Source organism: Paenibacillus sp. CAA11, from assembly GCF_003060825.1.
Classification (GTDB): domain Bacteria; phylum Bacillota; class Bacilli; order Paenibacillales; family Paenibacillaceae; genus Fontibacillus.
In genome coordinates this window covers 1107220-1123444 of the sequence record NZ_CP028922.1, presented here as the reverse complement: position 1 = coordinate 1123444, position 16225 = coordinate 1107220, and the positions used below count along the sequence as shown (strand labels likewise).

Sequence of the window (16225 nt, the reverse complement as noted above, 5' to 3'; positions counted from 1 at the left end):
ACAAGCTTTAAAAATTTCCCCATGCTTTTCTTAGCCATGCTCTTGAAACGTCCACCAACCAGAAAATCTTGATATGTATCCTTTAACAACATAAAAAACCACTCCCTAATTATATAGGAAGTGGTTTTTGCTTGTATAAAGGACGAGAAATAGCTTTAACTATTTCTCAATGCAAGGCTTAAATGCCTTACATCATGCCGCCCATTCCACCCATGCCGCCCATATCAGGCATAGCTGGCTTTTCTGGTTCTGGCTTGTCAGCAACTACAGCTTCAGTAGTCAGGAACAGGCCTGCTACGGATGCAGCGTGCTGCAATGCGGAACGGGTTACCTTCGCAGGGTCAACGATACCTGCTTCGATCATGTTCACCCATTCGCCAGTCGCAGCGTTGTAGCCGATGCCTGGTTGTTCTTTCTTCAGGCGCTCAACGATAACGGAACCTTCTTCGCCAGCGTTCGCAGCGATTGTGCGGATCGGCTCTTCCAGAGCACGCAGCACGATGTTCACACCGGTTTGCTCGTCGCCTTCTGCCTTCACAGCAGCAACAGCATGATATACGTTCACGAGGGCAGTACCACCACCGGATACGATCCCTTCTTCAACCGCAGCACGGGTTGCGTTCAGGGCGTCTTCGATGCGCAGCTTGCGCTCTTTCAATTCAGTTTCAGTTGCAGCACCGACTTTGATAACTGCTACGCCGCCAGCCAGTTTAGCCAGACGCTCTTGCAGCTTCTCTTTGTCGAATTCGGAAGTCGTTTCTTCTAATTGGGAACGGATTTGGCTGACGCGAGCATCGATGTCGGTTTTGTTGCCGCTGCCGTCTACGATGATCGTGTTCTCTTTGGTTACGCGAACTTGACGTGCGCTTCCGAGTTGGTCCAGTGTAGCCGTCTTCAGATCCAGACCCAATTCTTCGGTGATCACTTGAGCACCAGTCAGAGCTGCGATGTCCTGCAGCATGGCCTTACGACGGTCACCAAAGCCAGGAGCCTTAACAGCTACGGCATTGAATACACCGCGCAGCTTGTTCACTACGAGCAGGGCCAGAGCTTCGCCTTCAATGTCTTCAGCGATAATTACAACTGGCTTGCCTTGTTGAACGAGCTTCTCAAGCAGCGGCAGAATTTCTTGAGTGCTGGAGATCTTCTTGTCAGTGATCAGGATATATGGGTTCTCCATCACAGCTTCCATCTTGTCTGTGTCTGTGATCATATAAGGAGAGATATATCCGCGGTCGAATTGCATACCTTCAACCACTTCAAGCTCAGTTGCAAATCCACGGGATTCTTCAACTGTAATTACGCCGTCTTTGCCGACTTTCTCCATAGCTTCAGCGATCAGTTCGCCTACTTCTTCGTCAGCTGCAGAGATGGCAGCAACTTGAGCGATGGACTGCTTGCTGTCGATCGTCTTGGAGATGCTTTGCAGTTCTCCTACCGCAGCGCGAACCGCTTTGTCGATCCCTTTGCGAAGTCCGATTGGGCTTGCACCTGCAGTTACGTTCTTCAGGCCTTCACGGATGAGGGCTTGAGCCAGAACCGTAGCAGTGGTTGTACCGTCACCGGCAACATCGTTCGTCTTGGTAGCTACTTCTTTAACAAGCTGTGCACCCATGTTCTCGAACGCGTCTTCGAGTTCGATTTCCTTCGCGATAGTTACACCGTCATTCGTGATCAGCGGGCTGCCGAATTTCTTCTCCAGCACCACGTTGCGGCCTTTAGGACCCAAAGTAACTTTTACGGCATTCGCCAGGGCATCCACACCGCGCAGCATTGCGCGACGAGCGTCTTCACTGAATTTAATGTCTTTTGCCATTGTAATGTAAACCTCCCGTATATTTAAATTTCGTTAAAATATCTTCTGTATACGTACGGCCTAGAGTCTGACTTATTCTACGATCGCGTGAATGTCGCTTTCTTTCATAATCAAGTATTCTTTACCTTCATACTTCACTTCTGTGCCGGCATATTTGGAGAAAATAACGCGGTCGCCTTCCTTCACTTCCAAAGGAACACGGACGCCATCTTTCAAAGCGCCGCTGCCTACAGCAACGATTCTGCCTTCTTGCGGTTTCTCCTTAGCAGAGTCCGGAAGCACGATTCCAAATGCCGTTGTCTCGTTTTGCTCGATCGCTTCTACCAATACGCGTTCACCTAAAGGTCTGATCATGAAAAAATAGCCTCCTTTAAATATGTTAGTGTTAAATTAGAGTAGCTGTCGCTATGTATTAGCACTCGACTTGCTTTAGTGCTAACAACCAACTTTATGATACTCAATACCGCGCGAGATTTCAAGTCCCTTCATGGAGTTTTTTTCAATTTGCATAAGCGGACATGCCCTCTTCATTCTATCCTTCGCTTATCTAAAATATTCCAACCCCTTCTATAGAGAGCCGCCTTTCGCGCAGGCCGGAAATGCAAGACAGCAGGCTAAGGCAACTGCTTCATCCCAGTTGCTATAGCCTGCTGCCCCCTGCAAATTCCCGCTTATCATCCCGCCATGCTGCAGCACGAGACAAGAGGAACTTCTTTATGTACTGCTTAAAAAGCTATTTCTAGAGACGGAACTGACCCGTCACCATGAGCAGAGCCTCAGGCAGCTGCTCCATAATGGCGGCCAGATTCTCATGCACGCCCTTCGGCGTTCCTGGCAAATTAACGATCAGCGTGCGCCCGCGAATGCCGACCACTCCGCGGAAGAGCATGGCTGCAGGGTTCTTGCGCATGGCACCTGCCCGCATCGCTTCTGCCATGCCTGGAACCTCCCGCTCAATAACCCGGCGCGTTGCTTCCGGGGTTACATCGCGGATGGCCAGTTCGGTTCCGCCTGTCGTCAGCACCAGATTCGCCTGAAAATAATCCGTCATCTCAATGAGTGCGGCAATAATCTCGTCCTCTTCATCGGGTACAATCCGATATTCGATAATCTCGCCGCCCAGTTCCTCCTCGACCAGTTCCCGGATAACCTGGGCGCTCGTATCTTCACGCTCGCCTCTGGCTCCTTTGTCGCTTGCCGTCAGGATCGCTGTTTTCCACACCACCATGAAGTCACCCTCCTTATCCGTATTTGGAACAATTGTCTATATAACTGAAGAATAGCATAGCCTGCTATTCTTCACGATGATAATCCCCACTCTTGCCGCCAGTCTTAATCTTAAGCTGAGTGGGACCAATAACCATATCCTTTTGCAGCGCCTTACACATGTCATAGACTGTCAGAGCGGCGCTAGAGACGGCCGTCAAGGCCTCCATCTCTACCCCGGTCTTGCCTTCAGTCTTCACGGCTGCTTCAATATAAAGCTCGTCAGCTCCGTTGTCGGAGAAAGTAATGTTTACACCTGTCAGCGCTAAAGGGTGACACATCGGAATCCAATCCGAAGTACGCTTCGCCCCTTGAATTCCAGCCACCTGGGCAACGGCAAGCACATCTCCCTTGCCAATGCGCCCCTCTTTAATCGCTTCCAACGTTGCGGGCTGCATGGTAATGCGTGTCACAGCCACAGCGGTGCGCACCGTGCTGTCCTTCCCGGAAATATCCACCATCCGGGCTCTTCCTTGTTCGTTAAAATGGGTCATTCCACCCGAAGCCTGTTCCATTCTCATTCACTACCTTTATTTATATCTATCACGCGGGACGCCATAATCACAAGGTCCAATTGAAAATCATGATCCTCCATGGGTACCCGTTCAATCATCTGCTCCTCGAAGGCCAATGCCGCGAGTATGGGCTCTTTGCCCTCATGTTGTCCCAAAGCTTGTAGCTTCTCCACAAAACGGTCATAATAACCTCCGCCGAAGCCGATTCTTCCGCCTCTCAAATCATAAGCAAGGCCCGGAATCATCGCCACATCAATATCCGCCCATCCCCTGACAGGATAAGCAGGGATCTCGGCAGTTGGCTCCAGAATGCCCCACGTACCCGGCGCCAAATCTTCAGGCCCGGTTATCTCATGCAGGGTCAAGCTGCGCTGACTGCCGATCTTCGGCACCAGCAGGCGGTCTCCCCGCTGTAGACAGCCGAGAATGAGCGGCCAAGTATCGGGCTCGTCCCGGAAGGATACATAAGTGCAGACGGTTAACCTCTGCCCTGAGGCTTCAAGCCGCTCACGAAGAGGTGCCAACACCTGCATCTCGCAAGTCCGTACAGCCTCTGCTGACTGGAGCGACCTGCGCTCAGGCGAGATACCTGCACGCAGCTGGATCATCTCCTCCCGCAGCTGCTTCTTCACCCAGGCAAGCTCTGTCATATCCATCCACTCTCCAACAACCTTCTATTATTAGAAAGCTTAATCGTATGTCTTCGGATAACATGTTCTCATTTATCTAGTTTATCATTGTTGACTTAAAATGAAAACTTAGCTTTCTTCCTATTTACAACCTTTTCTGCTTTGGCTTAAACGGTGCAAATGCCTGCTTTTTCAGGTAAACTGTCTAATAGAAAACAACAGACGTAACGGACCTAAAGGCTATAAAACTACATCCCCCAAGCCTTATAGGCCCCGAAAGGTTCAAAACCAAAGACGGAGGATATTAGTCACTATGCTGCTGCAAGCTACAGATATCACTAAATTATACGGAGTTACCCCGGTGCTGGAGGGAATCAACCTTCAGGTCCTCGAACGGGACCGCATCGGACTTGTCGGCGTCAACGGAGCCGGGAAATCAACATTTCTAAAAATATTAGCCGGAGAAATATCCTATGACGGCGGGCAAATCTTCAAATCCAAGGAGACTACCCTTGGATACCTAGCCCAGAACAGCGGTCTTAACTCTGACCGGACGATCTGGGAGGAAATGCTGCATGTCTTCGCCCCTTTAATTGAGACAGAACAAGAACTGCGCCGCATGGAGGTGCAAATTGCCGATCCTTCCGCTGCGGAGGATGGCAAAGCCTATCAGGAGTTGCTGGAGCGCTATGCCGTGAAATCCGACTGGTTCAAAGACCACGGCGGTTACGAGATGGAGACGCGCATCCGCAGTGTGCTGCATGGTATGGGCTTCGGCGAATTTCCGCCAGACACGCCTATCGCTACCTTAAGCGGAGGACAGAAGACCAGGTTAGCCCTGGCGCGCATCCTGCTTCAGGCTCCGGATCTTCTTATGCTCGACGAACCGACGAACCACTTGGACATTGAGACCCTGACCTGGCTGGAGGACTATTTGAGAAGCTATTCAGGAGCGCTGGTCGTAGTATCCCATGACCGCTACTTCCTGGACCGGCTCGTCAATGTAATTGTAGAGATTGAACGCCATCAGTCCCGCAGGTACACAGGCAATTACAGCCGCTTTATGGAGCTGAAGGCTGCGGAATACGAGAGCCAGCTCAAACTGTACGAGAAGCAGCAGGGCGAGATCGCGAAGATGGAGCAATTCATCCAGCGCAACATTGTGCGCGCTTCAACGACCAAGCGGGCGCAGAGCCGTCGCAAGGCTCTAGAGAAAATGGAGGTCATGGACAAACCCATCGGTGAGCTGAAGAAGGCCCATTTTTCTTTTGAAGCAGAGATCATGTCCGGGCGTGAAGTTCTTCAGGTCGATGATTTGTCCTACACGTTCGAGGAAGGTCAGACGCTATTCCGAAATGTATCGTTCGACCTGCGACGCGGAGAGACCGTCGCCTTGATCGGCCCCAACGGGATCGGCAAGTCTACCCTGCTGAAAATGTTGATAGGCGACCTGAAACCGTCAAGCGGCAAAATCCTGTGGGGAACGAAAGTCCGCATCGGCTACTATGATCAGGAGCAGACGCATCTCAACGGACAGAATACCGTGCTTGAAGAGCTCTGGAGCGCCTTCCCCAGCGTGGAGGAAGCCCGCATCCGCACCGTTCTCGGCAACTTCTTGTTCAGTGGGGATGATGTGCTGAAGAAGGTAAGCTCCCTGAGCGGCGGCGAGAAAGCACGGGTTGCCCTGGCCAAGCTGATGCTCAAGAAGGCCAACGTGCTGGTCCTGGACGAACCGACCAACCATCTGGATCTATACAGCAAGGAAGTGCTTGAGGCTGCCCTGCTAGATTATGAAGGAACCCTGCTCTTTATTTCACACGACCGTTACTTCTTAAATAAGATGGCCGAACGCATTGTAGAGCTTCAACCAGGCGGTGCTGAACATTTCCTAGGAAATTACGACGATTATGTCGAGAAAAAACAAGAGCTGCTGGAGCTCCAAATGGAAAAGGACGCTGAGTCCAGCGGGCGCAGCAAGGCTGCGGACAAGCTGGCGGCTGTGCCGGCTGCTGAGGCCCCCTCCAGCAGAGCCGCTAGCTATGAGATGGAGAAACAAGCCAAACGCGAGGAACGAAACCGCCAGCGAAGATTGGAGCAGCTGGAGCAGCGGATTTCCGAGCTTGAACAGGAAATCTCTGAGCTTGAAGCTGAGATGGCACTTCCGGAAATTTATCAGGACTATATGGCGCTTCAGGAGCACCAGACTTCGATGGATTCACGCAAGGCTGAATTGGCTGAAATTTATGCCGAATGGGAGCAGCTTGCCGAGTAATTTTTGTAAATTTGTGCTGTTTCATTCACATTCTATTATTCACAGACTTATCCACATTATGAACCAACTGTTTTTTAAAAAATCGGCCGTTTAGGCCGTTTTTTTATGAATGCAGCAGCACTTCACGCAAAAACGTCTTTTTTATCCACGGAGTTATGCACATTATCCACAAACCTCACACTAAAAAATGAAAAAAATATGCTCATTTTCTTGTTTCAAATAAATGTAGTCTGGGTAAGCTTTCATTCGTTTTGCACACAGAAAACGGTCGAATTGTGGATAACCTTGTCCACAACTTGACAACATCGATGTTACCTTGATAGTTCTCCCTGTTATCAGCCCAAAGCTCCACTTGAATCCGCCTCAGATTATCCTATAGAATAGACTAAACATTCTTATTTTCAGGAAAGGCGGTCTCTTATACCTCCTAAAGGGGTGAACAACACCTGCGGAGTTAATCGGCGATACGCCTGCGGTACGGCTTAGACGTATGGGAGCCGCAGAAGATGCCAAAGTCTACGTCAAGCTGGAGTCCTTCAACCCAAGCGGGAGCGTTAAGGACCGCGCCGCCTATTCTATGATTCTTCAGGCAGAACTGGAGGGCCTGCTCTCGCTGGGAGCGACGATCATCGAGCCTACCAGCGGAAATACCGGCATCGGCCTAGCGGCCACCATCTTAAGCGGCACTTCAGCTGGCCCGAAAGCTCGGTGCAGGCAAACGCATTCTCAGCATTGCGCCGGATACGGGTGAACGCTATCTGAGCATGAACATCTTTTAACTAATAACAAACAACGTTATCATGAACACGAAGAGGAGATATTGAATTTGAGCGAAATCATTGAAGGCGTACGCCATATTGATAAGGAAGAGCTTCACGAGCTGCTCCATAGTCCAGAGCACCGCTCTATCATTGTTGTTGACGTCAGGGAGCCACATGAATACATCGCAGGCCATATTCCTACCCTGCCCCTGGTTCCCATGAATGAAATTGCAGCCTATGCGGACCAGATGGACAAAGAGCGCGAATATGTCTTTGTGTGCCGCAGCGGTTACCGCAGCCTTCAGGTCTCCAAGTACTTTCAGCACCTGGGCTTCCCTCATATTACGAACTATCTGGGCGGCATGCTGGAATGGGACAAGGAGATTGTCACCGGCCCGGAGAAGATCATCGAAGACTTCAGCCCAGAGCAGCTGGAGCGCTAAGCCAACACAGCTTGCTTATTAAGAAAAGCAGTTTCCGAGGATCGATCAATCCCTGGGAGCTGCTTTTTGGGCTGGGCTAGAGGCGGATCCGATAGGGCAGACCATCTTCTCATAAGTATGAACCACCAACTGCGGCCGAGCGAAGGACTCACCGGATAGCACACTAAATCTCATCTTTTCCAAATAACGAATCATTTCAGGAGAACAGAAACAGGAATTTCCACATCCAATCGGCACGACCATCTGTTTAAATTCCTATGGAGCGGGTATTTCTTATCAAGGCAACACGAATTAAGACCTAAGGAGGTAGTCATAATGAAGAAGAAAAGTATGATGTTTACCGCAATTGGTTTAGGTGCCGCCTATCTGCTTCGCAACAAGGATTCCCGCCAGAAGCTGATGAATCAATTCCAGTCCTTCACGAAGTCCAAAGCCTGACCCATTGAAGTGCCGCTTTCGATAAGCGGCATTTTTTATTTGTTTAATACAGTTTTACTTCCTTGATCCCCTGTTACCTGCTAAAATAAATAAGTTGGTTGAACAGAACAGGGGGAGTCATCTTGAGATTTATACAGCAAACCGCTTTGGAATTGCGGAAATGGCCGCGCAATATCAAGCTTTTTTTCCTGGCCAATATTCTATATCAGCTGGGTACAGGCATGTTCGGAGTCCTATACAATTTATATATCCAGGGACTCGGCTACAATGATGCGATGAACGGAAGGGTGGTCAGCATTCAGTCCCTGGCCACAGCGATCATGTTCGTCCCTATTGGACTATGGGGAGACCGGGCCAGCCGCAAACGAATTCTGATCCTTGGCGCATTATTCAGCGGAGCGGCGTTTATCAGCCGCTCGTTTATGGAATCCGAGACCAGCCTGATCGGGCTCGCAGTCTTTACCGGCCTATTCGCCTCCTTCTTTCAAGTGCTGGCCATTCCTTTCCTGGCAGAGAACGTACGGAAGAAGGACCGGCTGAGGATGTTCAGCTACCATTCCTCCCTGGTTCTAGCTTCTCAGGTACTGGGCAGCATGGGCGGCGGATTTCTCGCCGACTATCTGCAGGCACTGGGCGTAAGCCGTGTCTCCAGCCTGCAAATCGTACTTCTGATCGGCGGCATCGCGACCTTCGCCGCGTTCATTCCGATGATCTTCGTGCTGGAGAAGAAGAAGGGCGAATCAGAACAGCTTGAGGCTTCCGTTCCCGTACATGAGCAAAAACAAGAACAGGGAATTCAGCCGGCTAACGCCTCCGATTTTAAGATGATCGGCAAATTTGTCGCCGCACAGCTCCTTGTCGGCATAGGCTCAGGGCTCGTCGTCCCGTACCTGAATTTATACTTCACGAATCGCTTCTCGATCTCCCTATCCGCCATGGGCATCCTCATCTCCCTCGGACAGGTCATGACGATCGTCTCCATGCTCATTGGTCCTTCGCTCGCCGCCAGGATCGGCCAGGTTCGTGCGGTCGTCTGCTTTCAGATGCTGTCACTGCCGTTCCTTCTGTTGACTGGCTTTACGAACCTATTCGTGATCGCCTCTGTCAGCTTTCTGTTCCGGCAGGCACTGATGAACGCCGCAAACCCCATTCAGTCGGCTATTATGATCGACCGGGTGCCTGATCATCGCCGAGGAATCGCGAACTCGCTTACCCAGACGGCCTTCATGATTGGCTGGGCCAGCATGGGGCCGGTTCAGTCCTATCTGGTAACCACCTACGGCAGCTACTGGGGCTATGCCATCACCTTCAGTATAACCGGGGTCTTCTATATTGCAGCTTCCTTGCTGTACTTCTATATGTTCAAAACCAAACGCACTAAGGGTACAAACCCTGCGGTTGAAGTTGTATAAGTCTTGTCCATTCTCATGACACCCCCCTATCTAATACGGGGCTGTTCCTATAGCCGGTTTAACGGGCTATAGGAACAGCCCCATTTGTATTTTAGCATTCCTAGCTAAGCAGCTTCTCGCATGAAAAAAAGCCGAACCCCGGGGAAGCAATTAACTGCCTCTGAAGGGTTCGGCTTTGTGTAATTTTTAGGTGAGTTATACTTTAAATCGTTTGACGAGCTCCTGAAGATCGGTAGCCATCGAAGCCAGCTCGTGGGAAGAAGCTTCAATCTCTTCCATAGCCGCCATTTGCTCTTGGGCTGCCGCCGAGGTCGTCTCAGCGCTCTCAGCCGAATATTTGGACTGGTGCGCCAGCTCGTGCACCGTTGCCGATACTTCCTCCGTACTTGCAGACATCTCTTCCGCCACAGCTGAAATATCCTGAATCTGCTCAACAATGCTCGTCGTGGACTTCTCAATATTCCTAAAGACGGCCGCAGCCTCCTCACTGATGCGAAGACCTTCACCAACCTGGCTTTTCACCTGGCCGTTCATATTTGCCGTGGACTTCTCAATCAGATCAATCATCTGGCTCAGCGTGGATTCAATGTCTTCCGCCGTCTGCTTGGACTGCTCAGCCAGCAATCTTACTTCGGTAGCGACTACAGCAAAGCCTCGTCCATGCTCTCCTGCACGGGATGCCTCAATAGCAGCATTGAACGACAGCAGATTCGTCTGCTTCGCAATGTCCGCGATGGCCTCATTCATGCGGCTCGCGCTCTCAGACAGCTTCGACAGATCATTGATCATCTGCGCTGACTCATCAACAGCCTCGAGAATCCGCTCCATCTGTCCGTTTACTTCGGATACCGAACGGCTGCCTCTCTCCACTTCATTCTCGGTGTGCTCTGCCGAGTCTACAATGAGACTGGCTGATTCGGCAATGGTGCTCACACCCTTCGCCATCTCTTCAACAGCCTTAGCCGTTTCACCCGAAGCGGCCGCACTCATATTCGCCAGCTCTGCGCTTTCCTGAACGGTTTGTGCCACATGCTGCACAGATTGCGAGGTCTGCTGAATGCTCTCCTGAATCGTCTGCGACGAGAAAGCCAGCTTGGTGGAGGTTTGATTCAGATTGGTGACCATCGTCTGCAGTGCATCGGTCATGCTGTTGAAATCGCTGGCAAGCTCTCCGAATTCGTCATCCTTATCCAGTGGTACACGCTCCGTCAGATTGCCTTCGGTAACGCGGCGAGTACCCATCTGCAGCTTCTTAAGCGGCGCAACGAACAACCGCAGCATAAGCAAGATAATCAGAGCGCCAATCACAATCGAAATCGCGATCACCACAATAGCACGAACCATAATCGGGTGGGCTGCATCGCTGTAATCCGAAGTTCCTACAATACCGACAATGTCCCATCCTGTCGTGGGCTCGCTAAGCTTGAATACTTCCATCTCATAGCCATTCGCATCAATAATTGAACGATAAATGTCCTTGCTGTCCTGTTTCGGAAGCTTCAGAAAGTCATCCGCTTTCTGTCCAGGCTTAAACATCCCCACCATCGTTGAGGACCCTGTAACCACCTTTCCCTGCTCATCCAGCACAAGCAGTCCGCCGCTTCCACCAATGGTGGTATCCTTTAAGCTGTCTGTCAGCTTGTCCAGGCTTAAATTGAAAGTTGCAGAGCCGCCGCCGGTTACGAAAGCTTTGGAAATGGTAACGATCATTTTTCCGGTGGAGTTACTCTGTGTTGGTTCGGAAATCACAACTTCACTTGGCGACTTCTGAGAATTTTTATACCAGTTCCTGCTTCTTGGGTCATAGCCCTCTTTTTCGAATTGAGGAGAACTGGAGTAAGCTCCTTGGTCATTCGCAACAATCACCTGATCCAGCTCAGGATGATTCTTCTGTATATGATCAAGATCTGCTTGCATTTTTTCAGTGCCCACCAGCTCGGAGGTGAAATTCCAAGACATCATTTGGAGATTGTTCACTACTGGTGTTATGTATCCTGTAATATTAGACTGCACCAAATGCATGTTGCTGATAGCAGCTTCTGTCATCTGCTTGCGAACCTGCTCTGTGGCGCTTTGATAAGAAAAATAACCGATCAATGCACTTGGAATGACCAGCACGGCGACAAAAGACGCGATCAGCTTGGTTCGCATAAGCCCCATCTGTCTTTTGAAGTTCTTCCAAAATGACTGGCCTTCCTTTTTATTCTTTTTCATTAAACTGACTCCCCCATTAAATTTCTATCCCATCTTTATATTTCGACAGTATTTTCTATTTCTTTATAGATTTCGACCTTTCTATTGAAATTTTCATAAAATTTCCGCCTAATTTCATCCTTCATTTCCATAAAAATAGAGGGACTCCTAATCTCACCCGGGCTCGAATGAAATAGAAATCCCTCATTATGAGGTACAGCCTCTTTCTTAATTCTTATTCTTCTTCCGATATGTTCCTGTCCGCAGTTCCACAATATAAGGCTCAAGCTCTGGCATCCCAGATTCCTGGGCTACTCTCACTGCCAGCTCAATATCGTAGGGTACCCTAACGCTTGCAATGCTAAAGGGAGCAGGCTCAGCCTCAAGATAAGCCCCTTCCAATATAGTGTACGATGCTTGAGTCATATCCAGCGGATTACCTACGCTCCCTGTATTAAACAGCGTCTTATCCTCAATATGCTGTAAATAAGCAGTGTGAATGTCCCCATAGCCGATGACATCCGCCTGCTTTTTGGCCCGGCAATATTCCGAGCACTCCAGCAAGGTGAGACGCTTGTCCAGCTCATCCCAAGGATAAATCCGTTCGTATAAGCTGCGCGGAGAAGCGTGGAACAAACGGACCAGCCTGCCGCTCATTACAAACTCTATACAAAAGGGGAGCTCTCTCAGATAGCTCATTCGCTCGGGTCCCAGTCTCTCCTGGTGCCAGCGCACCATCTCAATCTCTCTGGGCTCCAATATAAATTCATCCCAATTCCCCTTTATGACCTGCTCGCAATGTTCACGCACATAATCAACTGCAAGGTCCGAATGGGGGCCCTTTCCTACCAGATCTCCCAAACAGAAGATCCTGGAGATTCCGCGGCGGCCAATGTCCTCCATGACAGCATGCAGTGCAGGCATATTGCCGTGAATATCTGAGATGATTGCTATTTGTTCCATGGAAGCTCCCTCCAGCATTCAATATCATGTTATTCTAACAAATCTATTCTACACGCTTTCTTCGGTATCCGGCAGCTTGTACTGCAGCAGCGGGAACCTGGTAATGAACTCTGTCTCTCTGCGGCTGCTTTCAGCAGTCACAGTTCCTCCATGCAGCTGCACTATAGTTCTCGTAATCGCCAGGCCAAGCCCTGAGCCTCCGTTGCCGGAGCGCGACTTGTCTCCGCGGTAGAAGCGGTCAAAAATGTGGGGCAGATCACTTTTGGGAATAGGATCCCCATAGTTCACCACAGATACGACTGCTTCCTCCCCTTCACGGCGGATTCGAATGTCCACCTTGCCGCCCTTGGACCCATATCGAACCGCATTCGTAAGCAAGTTCTGATATGCCCTAAGCAGCTCGATAGGATCTGCAGAGATAATCAAAGGCCGATGAACCTCGATGATCCGGTACGTCATTCGAGCCTTTTCCAGAATGGGAACGAACTCATCCGCCAGCTGCTGAATGAAGTGGTTCAGATTCAGTTCCCGGAAGTCAAGCGGAATGCCTCTGCTGGAGATTCGGGTATATTCGAACAGATCATCAATCAGCTTCTTCAAGTTCAGAGACTTCTCATAAGCAATAGCCACATAATGTCTAAGTTCAATCTCATCCTGGTAACGATCCTGCTCAATATACTCAAGGAAACCTAGAATTGAAGTTAGCGGAGTCCGTAAATCATGAGACACCCCTGTGATCAGGTCATTCTTAGCCGTCTCTGCGTTACGCTCCTCTTCGATGGACTCAGCCAGCTGCTTGGCCATGACGTTAATGTTCTCTGCCAAATAACCTAGCTCATCCGCGGTCCTAACCTCGATGCGGTGCTCCAGGTTCCCCTTCGAAATCTCCTGCAGCCCGCCGGTGATCTCCTCAAGATACCGGATAATTCTGCGGGAAGAGAAGAAGAAGAAGAGCAGGAAGGACAACAACCCAACCACAATCATCAAAGGGAAAGACCCTATATTGTTAATAAGCCAGCGGAATCCGTTAAAGATGGATTCGATCCCCAGCCCCTTGGAATCCACAAACCAAATCCCTAGACGGTACATGATGAATAGCAGAATGACCGTTAGAATAATGGATTGAAAAAATGCATAAATAAACCGCCAGCGGACCGTATTAAATACACGATATCGCAACACTACACCTCAATTTTGGGGTTCCACAAGGTTAACCCTTATCTATTTTGTACCCTACGCCCCAAACCGTCTGAATATATTTAGGATTCTTCGAATCCCGCTCCAGCTTCTCGCGAAGCCGGCGAATATGTACCATGACGGTATTACCGGATTCCATGAAGGGTTCATTCCACACCTTCTCATAGATTTGATCTGTGCTGAGCACGTTGCCTTGATGGCGTGCAAGCATTTCCAGAATCGCGAACTCCCTTGGCGTCAGCTTGACCTTCTGCTGATCGACACACACCTCATGGGTCGCCGTATTAATGACCAGATCATCAATGACGATCTCATGGTCATTATGCTGACGCGCCTTCCCCTGATAACGATTATACCGTCTTAAATGAGATTTTGCGCGGGCTACAAGCTCCAGCGGGTTAAACGGCTTTACCATATAATCGTCGGCTCCGATGCTGAGTCCGGTAATCTTGTCCATATCCTGCCCCTTAGCAGACAGCATAATGACAGGCATCTCATAGGATTCGCGAATCTTCATGCAGGTCTCGATCCCATCCATATTAGGCATCATGACATCGAGAATGACAAGATCGACTTCCTCCTTCCCGATAATCTCCAAGGCCTGAAGACCGTCGGACGCTGTCATAAGCCTATACCCTTCATTATTAAAATAAATTTCCATCAGCTTGATGATTTCCTTCTCATCATCAACAAGCAAAATTGTTTCAGGCATAATATCCTCTCCTATACTAAAAAAGCACATTCCTAAATCCGTGCTTTCTGCGCCAGATTATAGAGCGCCGCAGTGTTACAGAGACTGCTCGGCAAAGCATAACAGCAGCTGTCTTACAAACCTGCCCTTACATATGCTGCAGCGCTGCTGGATTTGCAGCCCCGCCTCTCGGATCGCTTCATCGGCCGGCTCGGCGGAGATGATAACAACCCTCTCTGCCAGCCGGTACGCGCTGTGCAGCAGCTCAAGCTGCTCGTCCTTCGTAAGCACCGAGCACAGATTATAGGGCAGATCAAGAATCAAGGCATCGTACCTGCCTTGAAGCTGCCGGATATCCCCAACCCGAACAATATCCGGCATGCCTAGATGCTGAAGGTTCTCTCTGGCTCCGCGTACGGCCAGCGGATTTAGGTCATAACCCTCGGCGTCAATGTCCATGGACAGCGCCTCAATCAGCACCGTGCCGATGCCGCAGCACGGATCAACCAGGCGAATACCCTCCGGCCTTGGCACCGCTATGTTCACGGCGGCTCTTGCTACGCGCGTGCTGAGGGCGGTGGAATAATGCCGCGGCTTATCGTTATGCCGCAGCCAAACCGGCTCGCTCTGCTGGCACTCGCCCAGCACCCACCGCCCGCCGGCATAGGCCAGGCCCAGCAGGCGGTCCGGGCGCTTCATCTGTGCCCGGCCCCGAATCGACTGGCCCACGAGCCGCTCATTAGCCCGCTTCTCTTCATAAGGCAGGGGGTTGTCCGCGTCCACACACAGCAGCTTGAACGTCTGCCCGCCAAGCTCCAGTCCTTCAGCCTTTACTGCCAGCTCTGCAAGGCTTGGCGCCTCTAGCTGCACCGCAATCCGCTCATGCACGAACGGACTGCGGCTCGGATCAACCTTGGCGCTGCTCTCCACATACCTCCCGCAAGGACTCGCATTAAGGAGGATGCCGAGCTCCAGTTCACAGAGCTCCAGCTCATCTTCATGACAAGCATACGTATATATAAATGTGCCTTGATTAATCTTGTTCATATGGCAAAATCCTCGGTTTCCTGGTAAGTTCGTCATCATGGTGAAATATACTTTGGATGAGCCGTTTCTGATCTTCGGGCATCCCTTCCGGCCAATCGCCTACACTGCAGAATTGCATTTCAGAGATTTCCTCATTACTCTGAAAGCTTCCTGAAGCAACCGCTGCCCGGTATATCAGCTCCACCCGGTCTGGTTTGCTGTAGTATAACGCTTTAACTAATTCCGGGTACTCTACTTCAAATCCGGTCTCTTCCCGAATCTCACGCCGAAATGCCAGTTCCGGCGCCTCGGAATCGATCCAGCCGCCCGGTATTCTCCAAGGCTCGTCTCGGTATACATGCTTAAGCAACAGAACCTCACCATCCCGGTTGGTGATGATCCCCAGCACGCTTAACCTGAATTTTGCTTGTGCCCGGCAAGCAGCCCAATCCTTAAACCGCTGAAACGGCACGAACTGGTACAGCTTGACCAGCCACGGACGTGGAAGCCGGCGGATGATTTTCCCGATCATAGAGCACCCCCTATTTTAATCTATGATTTGAATCAAATGTTAACTAGATTGTAATATATACCCTTTTCCCA

Annotated in this window: 15 protein-coding genes and 1 pseudogene; 5 read left to right on the top strand and 11 right to left on the bottom strand. The window is 50.4% G+C overall.

Translation table 11 applies throughout. From position 1 onward, the window contains the following. Positions 1-187 precede the first annotated feature (187 nt). The 5 genes from groL to DCC85_RS05080 form a co-directional block, all read right to left on the bottom strand. The gene (gene groL, locus DCC85_RS05100) at positions 188-1816 is read right to left on the bottom strand and encodes a chaperonin GroEL (protein ID WP_108464601.1); all 1629 of its coding nucleotides are present in this window, start codon (positions 1814-1816) and stop codon (positions 188-190) included. 72 nt (positions 1817-1888) lie between these two features. Next, positions 1889-2170, bottom strand: a complete 282-nt coding sequence (gene groES, locus DCC85_RS05095) for a co-chaperone GroES (protein ID WP_108464600.1) — start codon at positions 2168-2170, stop codon at positions 1889-1891. Positions 2171-2555: 385 nt separating this feature from the next. Then, positions 2556-3041, bottom strand: a complete 486-nt coding sequence (locus DCC85_RS05090; RefSeq protein WP_108467736.1) for a MogA/MoaB family molybdenum cofactor biosynthesis protein — start codon at positions 3039-3041, stop codon at positions 2556-2558. 67 nt (positions 3042-3108) lie between these two features. Further along, positions 3109-3597 carry a cyclic pyranopterin monophosphate synthase MoaC gene (gene moaC / locus DCC85_RS05085; protein ID WP_325048402.1) on the bottom strand — a complete coding sequence of 163 codons (489 nt, stop codon included), beginning with the start codon at positions 3595-3597 and terminating at the stop codon, positions 3109-3111. 2 nt (positions 3598-3599) lie between these two features. Further along, positions 3600-4247: a 5-formyltetrahydrofolate cyclo-ligase gene (locus DCC85_RS05080; protein ID WP_108467734.1), complete on the bottom strand. Its 648-nt coding sequence runs from the start codon at positions 4245-4247 to the stop codon at positions 3600-3602. 292 nt (positions 4248-4539) lie between these two features. Here DCC85_RS05080 and DCC85_RS05075 point away from each other — a divergent pair, with 292 nt between their 5' ends. From DCC85_RS05075 to DCC85_RS05060, 5 genes and pseudogenes are all read left to right on the top strand, one after another. Further along, on the top strand, positions 4540-6498 hold the full coding sequence (locus DCC85_RS05075; protein ID WP_108464599.1) for an ABC-F family ATP-binding cassette domain-containing protein: 1959 nt from the start codon (positions 4540-4542) through the stop codon (positions 6496-6498). A 457-nt stretch (positions 6499-6955) separates the two neighbouring features. Further along, positions 6956-7204 (top strand): annotated as a pseudogene (locus DCC85_RS05070) (pyridoxal-phosphate dependent enzyme); the annotation flags it as partial. A 120-nt stretch (positions 7205-7324) separates the two neighbouring features. Then, a complete protein-coding gene (locus DCC85_RS05065; RefSeq protein WP_108464597.1) occupies positions 7325-7702 on the top strand; it encodes a rhodanese-like domain-containing protein in 378 nt (125 codons plus the stop codon). 315 nt (positions 7703-8017) lie between these two features. Continuing rightward, complete coding sequence (locus DCC85_RS23555) at positions 8018-8140, top strand: hypothetical protein (protein ID WP_267896068.1); 123 nt, start codon at positions 8018-8020, stop codon at positions 8138-8140. A 122-nt stretch (positions 8141-8262) separates the two neighbouring features. Further along, positions 8263-9552 carry an MFS transporter gene (locus DCC85_RS05060; RefSeq protein WP_108464596.1) on the top strand — a complete coding sequence of 430 codons (1290 nt, stop codon included), beginning with the start codon at positions 8263-8265 and terminating at the stop codon, positions 9550-9552. Positions 9553-9747: 195 nt separating this feature from the next. Here the strand turns inward: DCC85_RS05060 and DCC85_RS05055 are convergent, their stop codons facing one another. From DCC85_RS05055 to DCC85_RS05030, 6 genes are all read right to left on the bottom strand, one after another. Beyond that, positions 9748-11766: a methyl-accepting chemotaxis protein gene (locus tag DCC85_RS05055; RefSeq protein WP_108464595.1), complete on the bottom strand. Its 2019-nt coding sequence runs from the start codon at positions 11764-11766 to the stop codon at positions 9748-9750. 207 nt (positions 11767-11973) lie between these two features. Further along, a complete protein-coding gene (locus tag DCC85_RS05050; RefSeq protein ID WP_108464594.1) occupies positions 11974-12708 on the bottom strand; it encodes a metallophosphoesterase family protein in 735 nt (244 codons plus the stop codon). A gap of 48 nt (positions 12709-12756) precedes the next feature. Further along, positions 12757-13887 (bottom strand): sensor histidine kinase, encoded by a 1131-nt coding sequence (locus DCC85_RS05045; protein ID WP_108464593.1) that lies wholly within the window; start codon positions 13885-13887, stop codon positions 12757-12759. 31 nt (positions 13888-13918) lie between these two features. Continuing rightward, the gene (locus DCC85_RS05040) at positions 13919-14617 is read right to left on the bottom strand and encodes a response regulator transcription factor (RefSeq protein ID WP_442789521.1); all 699 of its coding nucleotides are present in this window, start codon (positions 14615-14617) and stop codon (positions 13919-13921) included. Positions 14618-14692: 75 nt separating this feature from the next. Further along, positions 14693-15643: a TRM11 family SAM-dependent methyltransferase gene (locus tag DCC85_RS05035; protein ID WP_108464592.1), complete on the bottom strand. Its 951-nt coding sequence runs from the start codon at positions 15641-15643 to the stop codon at positions 14693-14695. Continuing rightward, on the bottom strand, positions 15630-16154 hold the full coding sequence (locus DCC85_RS05030) for an NUDIX hydrolase (protein ID WP_108464591.1): 525 nt from the start codon (positions 16152-16154) through the stop codon (positions 15630-15632). The genes DCC85_RS05035 and DCC85_RS05030 overlap by 14 nt, the downstream gene beginning before the upstream one ends. Positions 16155-16225 lie beyond the last annotated feature (71 nt).

What these genes read in the sequence shown, in the direction of transcription:
- groL (WP_108464601.1), bottom strand. Translation starts at nt 1,816, where the DNA reads ATGGCAAAAGACATTAAATTCAGTGAAGACGCTCGTCGCGCAATGCTG.
- groES (WP_108464600.1), bottom strand. Translation starts at nt 2,170, where the DNA reads ATGATCAGACCTTTAGGTGAACGCGTATTGGTAGAAGCGATCGAGCAA.
- moaC (WP_325048402.1), bottom strand. Translation starts at nt 3,597, where the DNA reads ATGGAACAGGCTTCGGGTGGAATGACCCATTTTAACGAACAAGGAAGA.
- DCC85_RS05080 (WP_108467734.1), bottom strand. Translation starts at nt 4,247, where the DNA reads ATGACAGAGCTTGCCTGGGTGAAGAAGCAGCTGCGGGAGGAGATGATC.
- DCC85_RS05075 (WP_108464599.1), top strand. Translation starts at nt 4,540, where the DNA reads ATGCTGCTGCAAGCTACAGATATCACTAAATTATACGGAGTTACCCCG.
- DCC85_RS23555 (WP_267896068.1), top strand. Translation starts at nt 8,018, where the DNA reads ATGAAGAAGAAAAGTATGATGTTTACCGCAATTGGTTTAGGTGCCGCC.
- DCC85_RS05055 (WP_108464595.1), bottom strand. Translation starts at nt 11,766, where the DNA reads ATGAAAAAGAATAAAAAGGAAGGCCAGTCATTTTGGAAGAACTTCAAA.
- DCC85_RS05050 (WP_108464594.1), bottom strand. Translation starts at nt 12,708, where the DNA reads ATGGAACAAATAGCAATCATCTCAGATATTCACGGCAATATGCCTGCA.
- DCC85_RS05040 (WP_442789521.1), bottom strand. Translation starts at nt 14,617, where the DNA reads ATGCCTGAAACAATTTTGCTTGTTGATGATGAGAAGGAAATCATCAAG.
- DCC85_RS05035 (WP_108464592.1), bottom strand. Translation starts at nt 15,643, where the DNA reads ATGAACAAGATTAATCAAGGCACATTTATATATACGTATGCTTGTCAT.
- DCC85_RS05030 (WP_108464591.1), bottom strand. Translation starts at nt 16,154, where the DNA reads ATGATCGGGAAAATCATCCGCCGGCTTCCACGTCCGTGGCTGGTCAAG.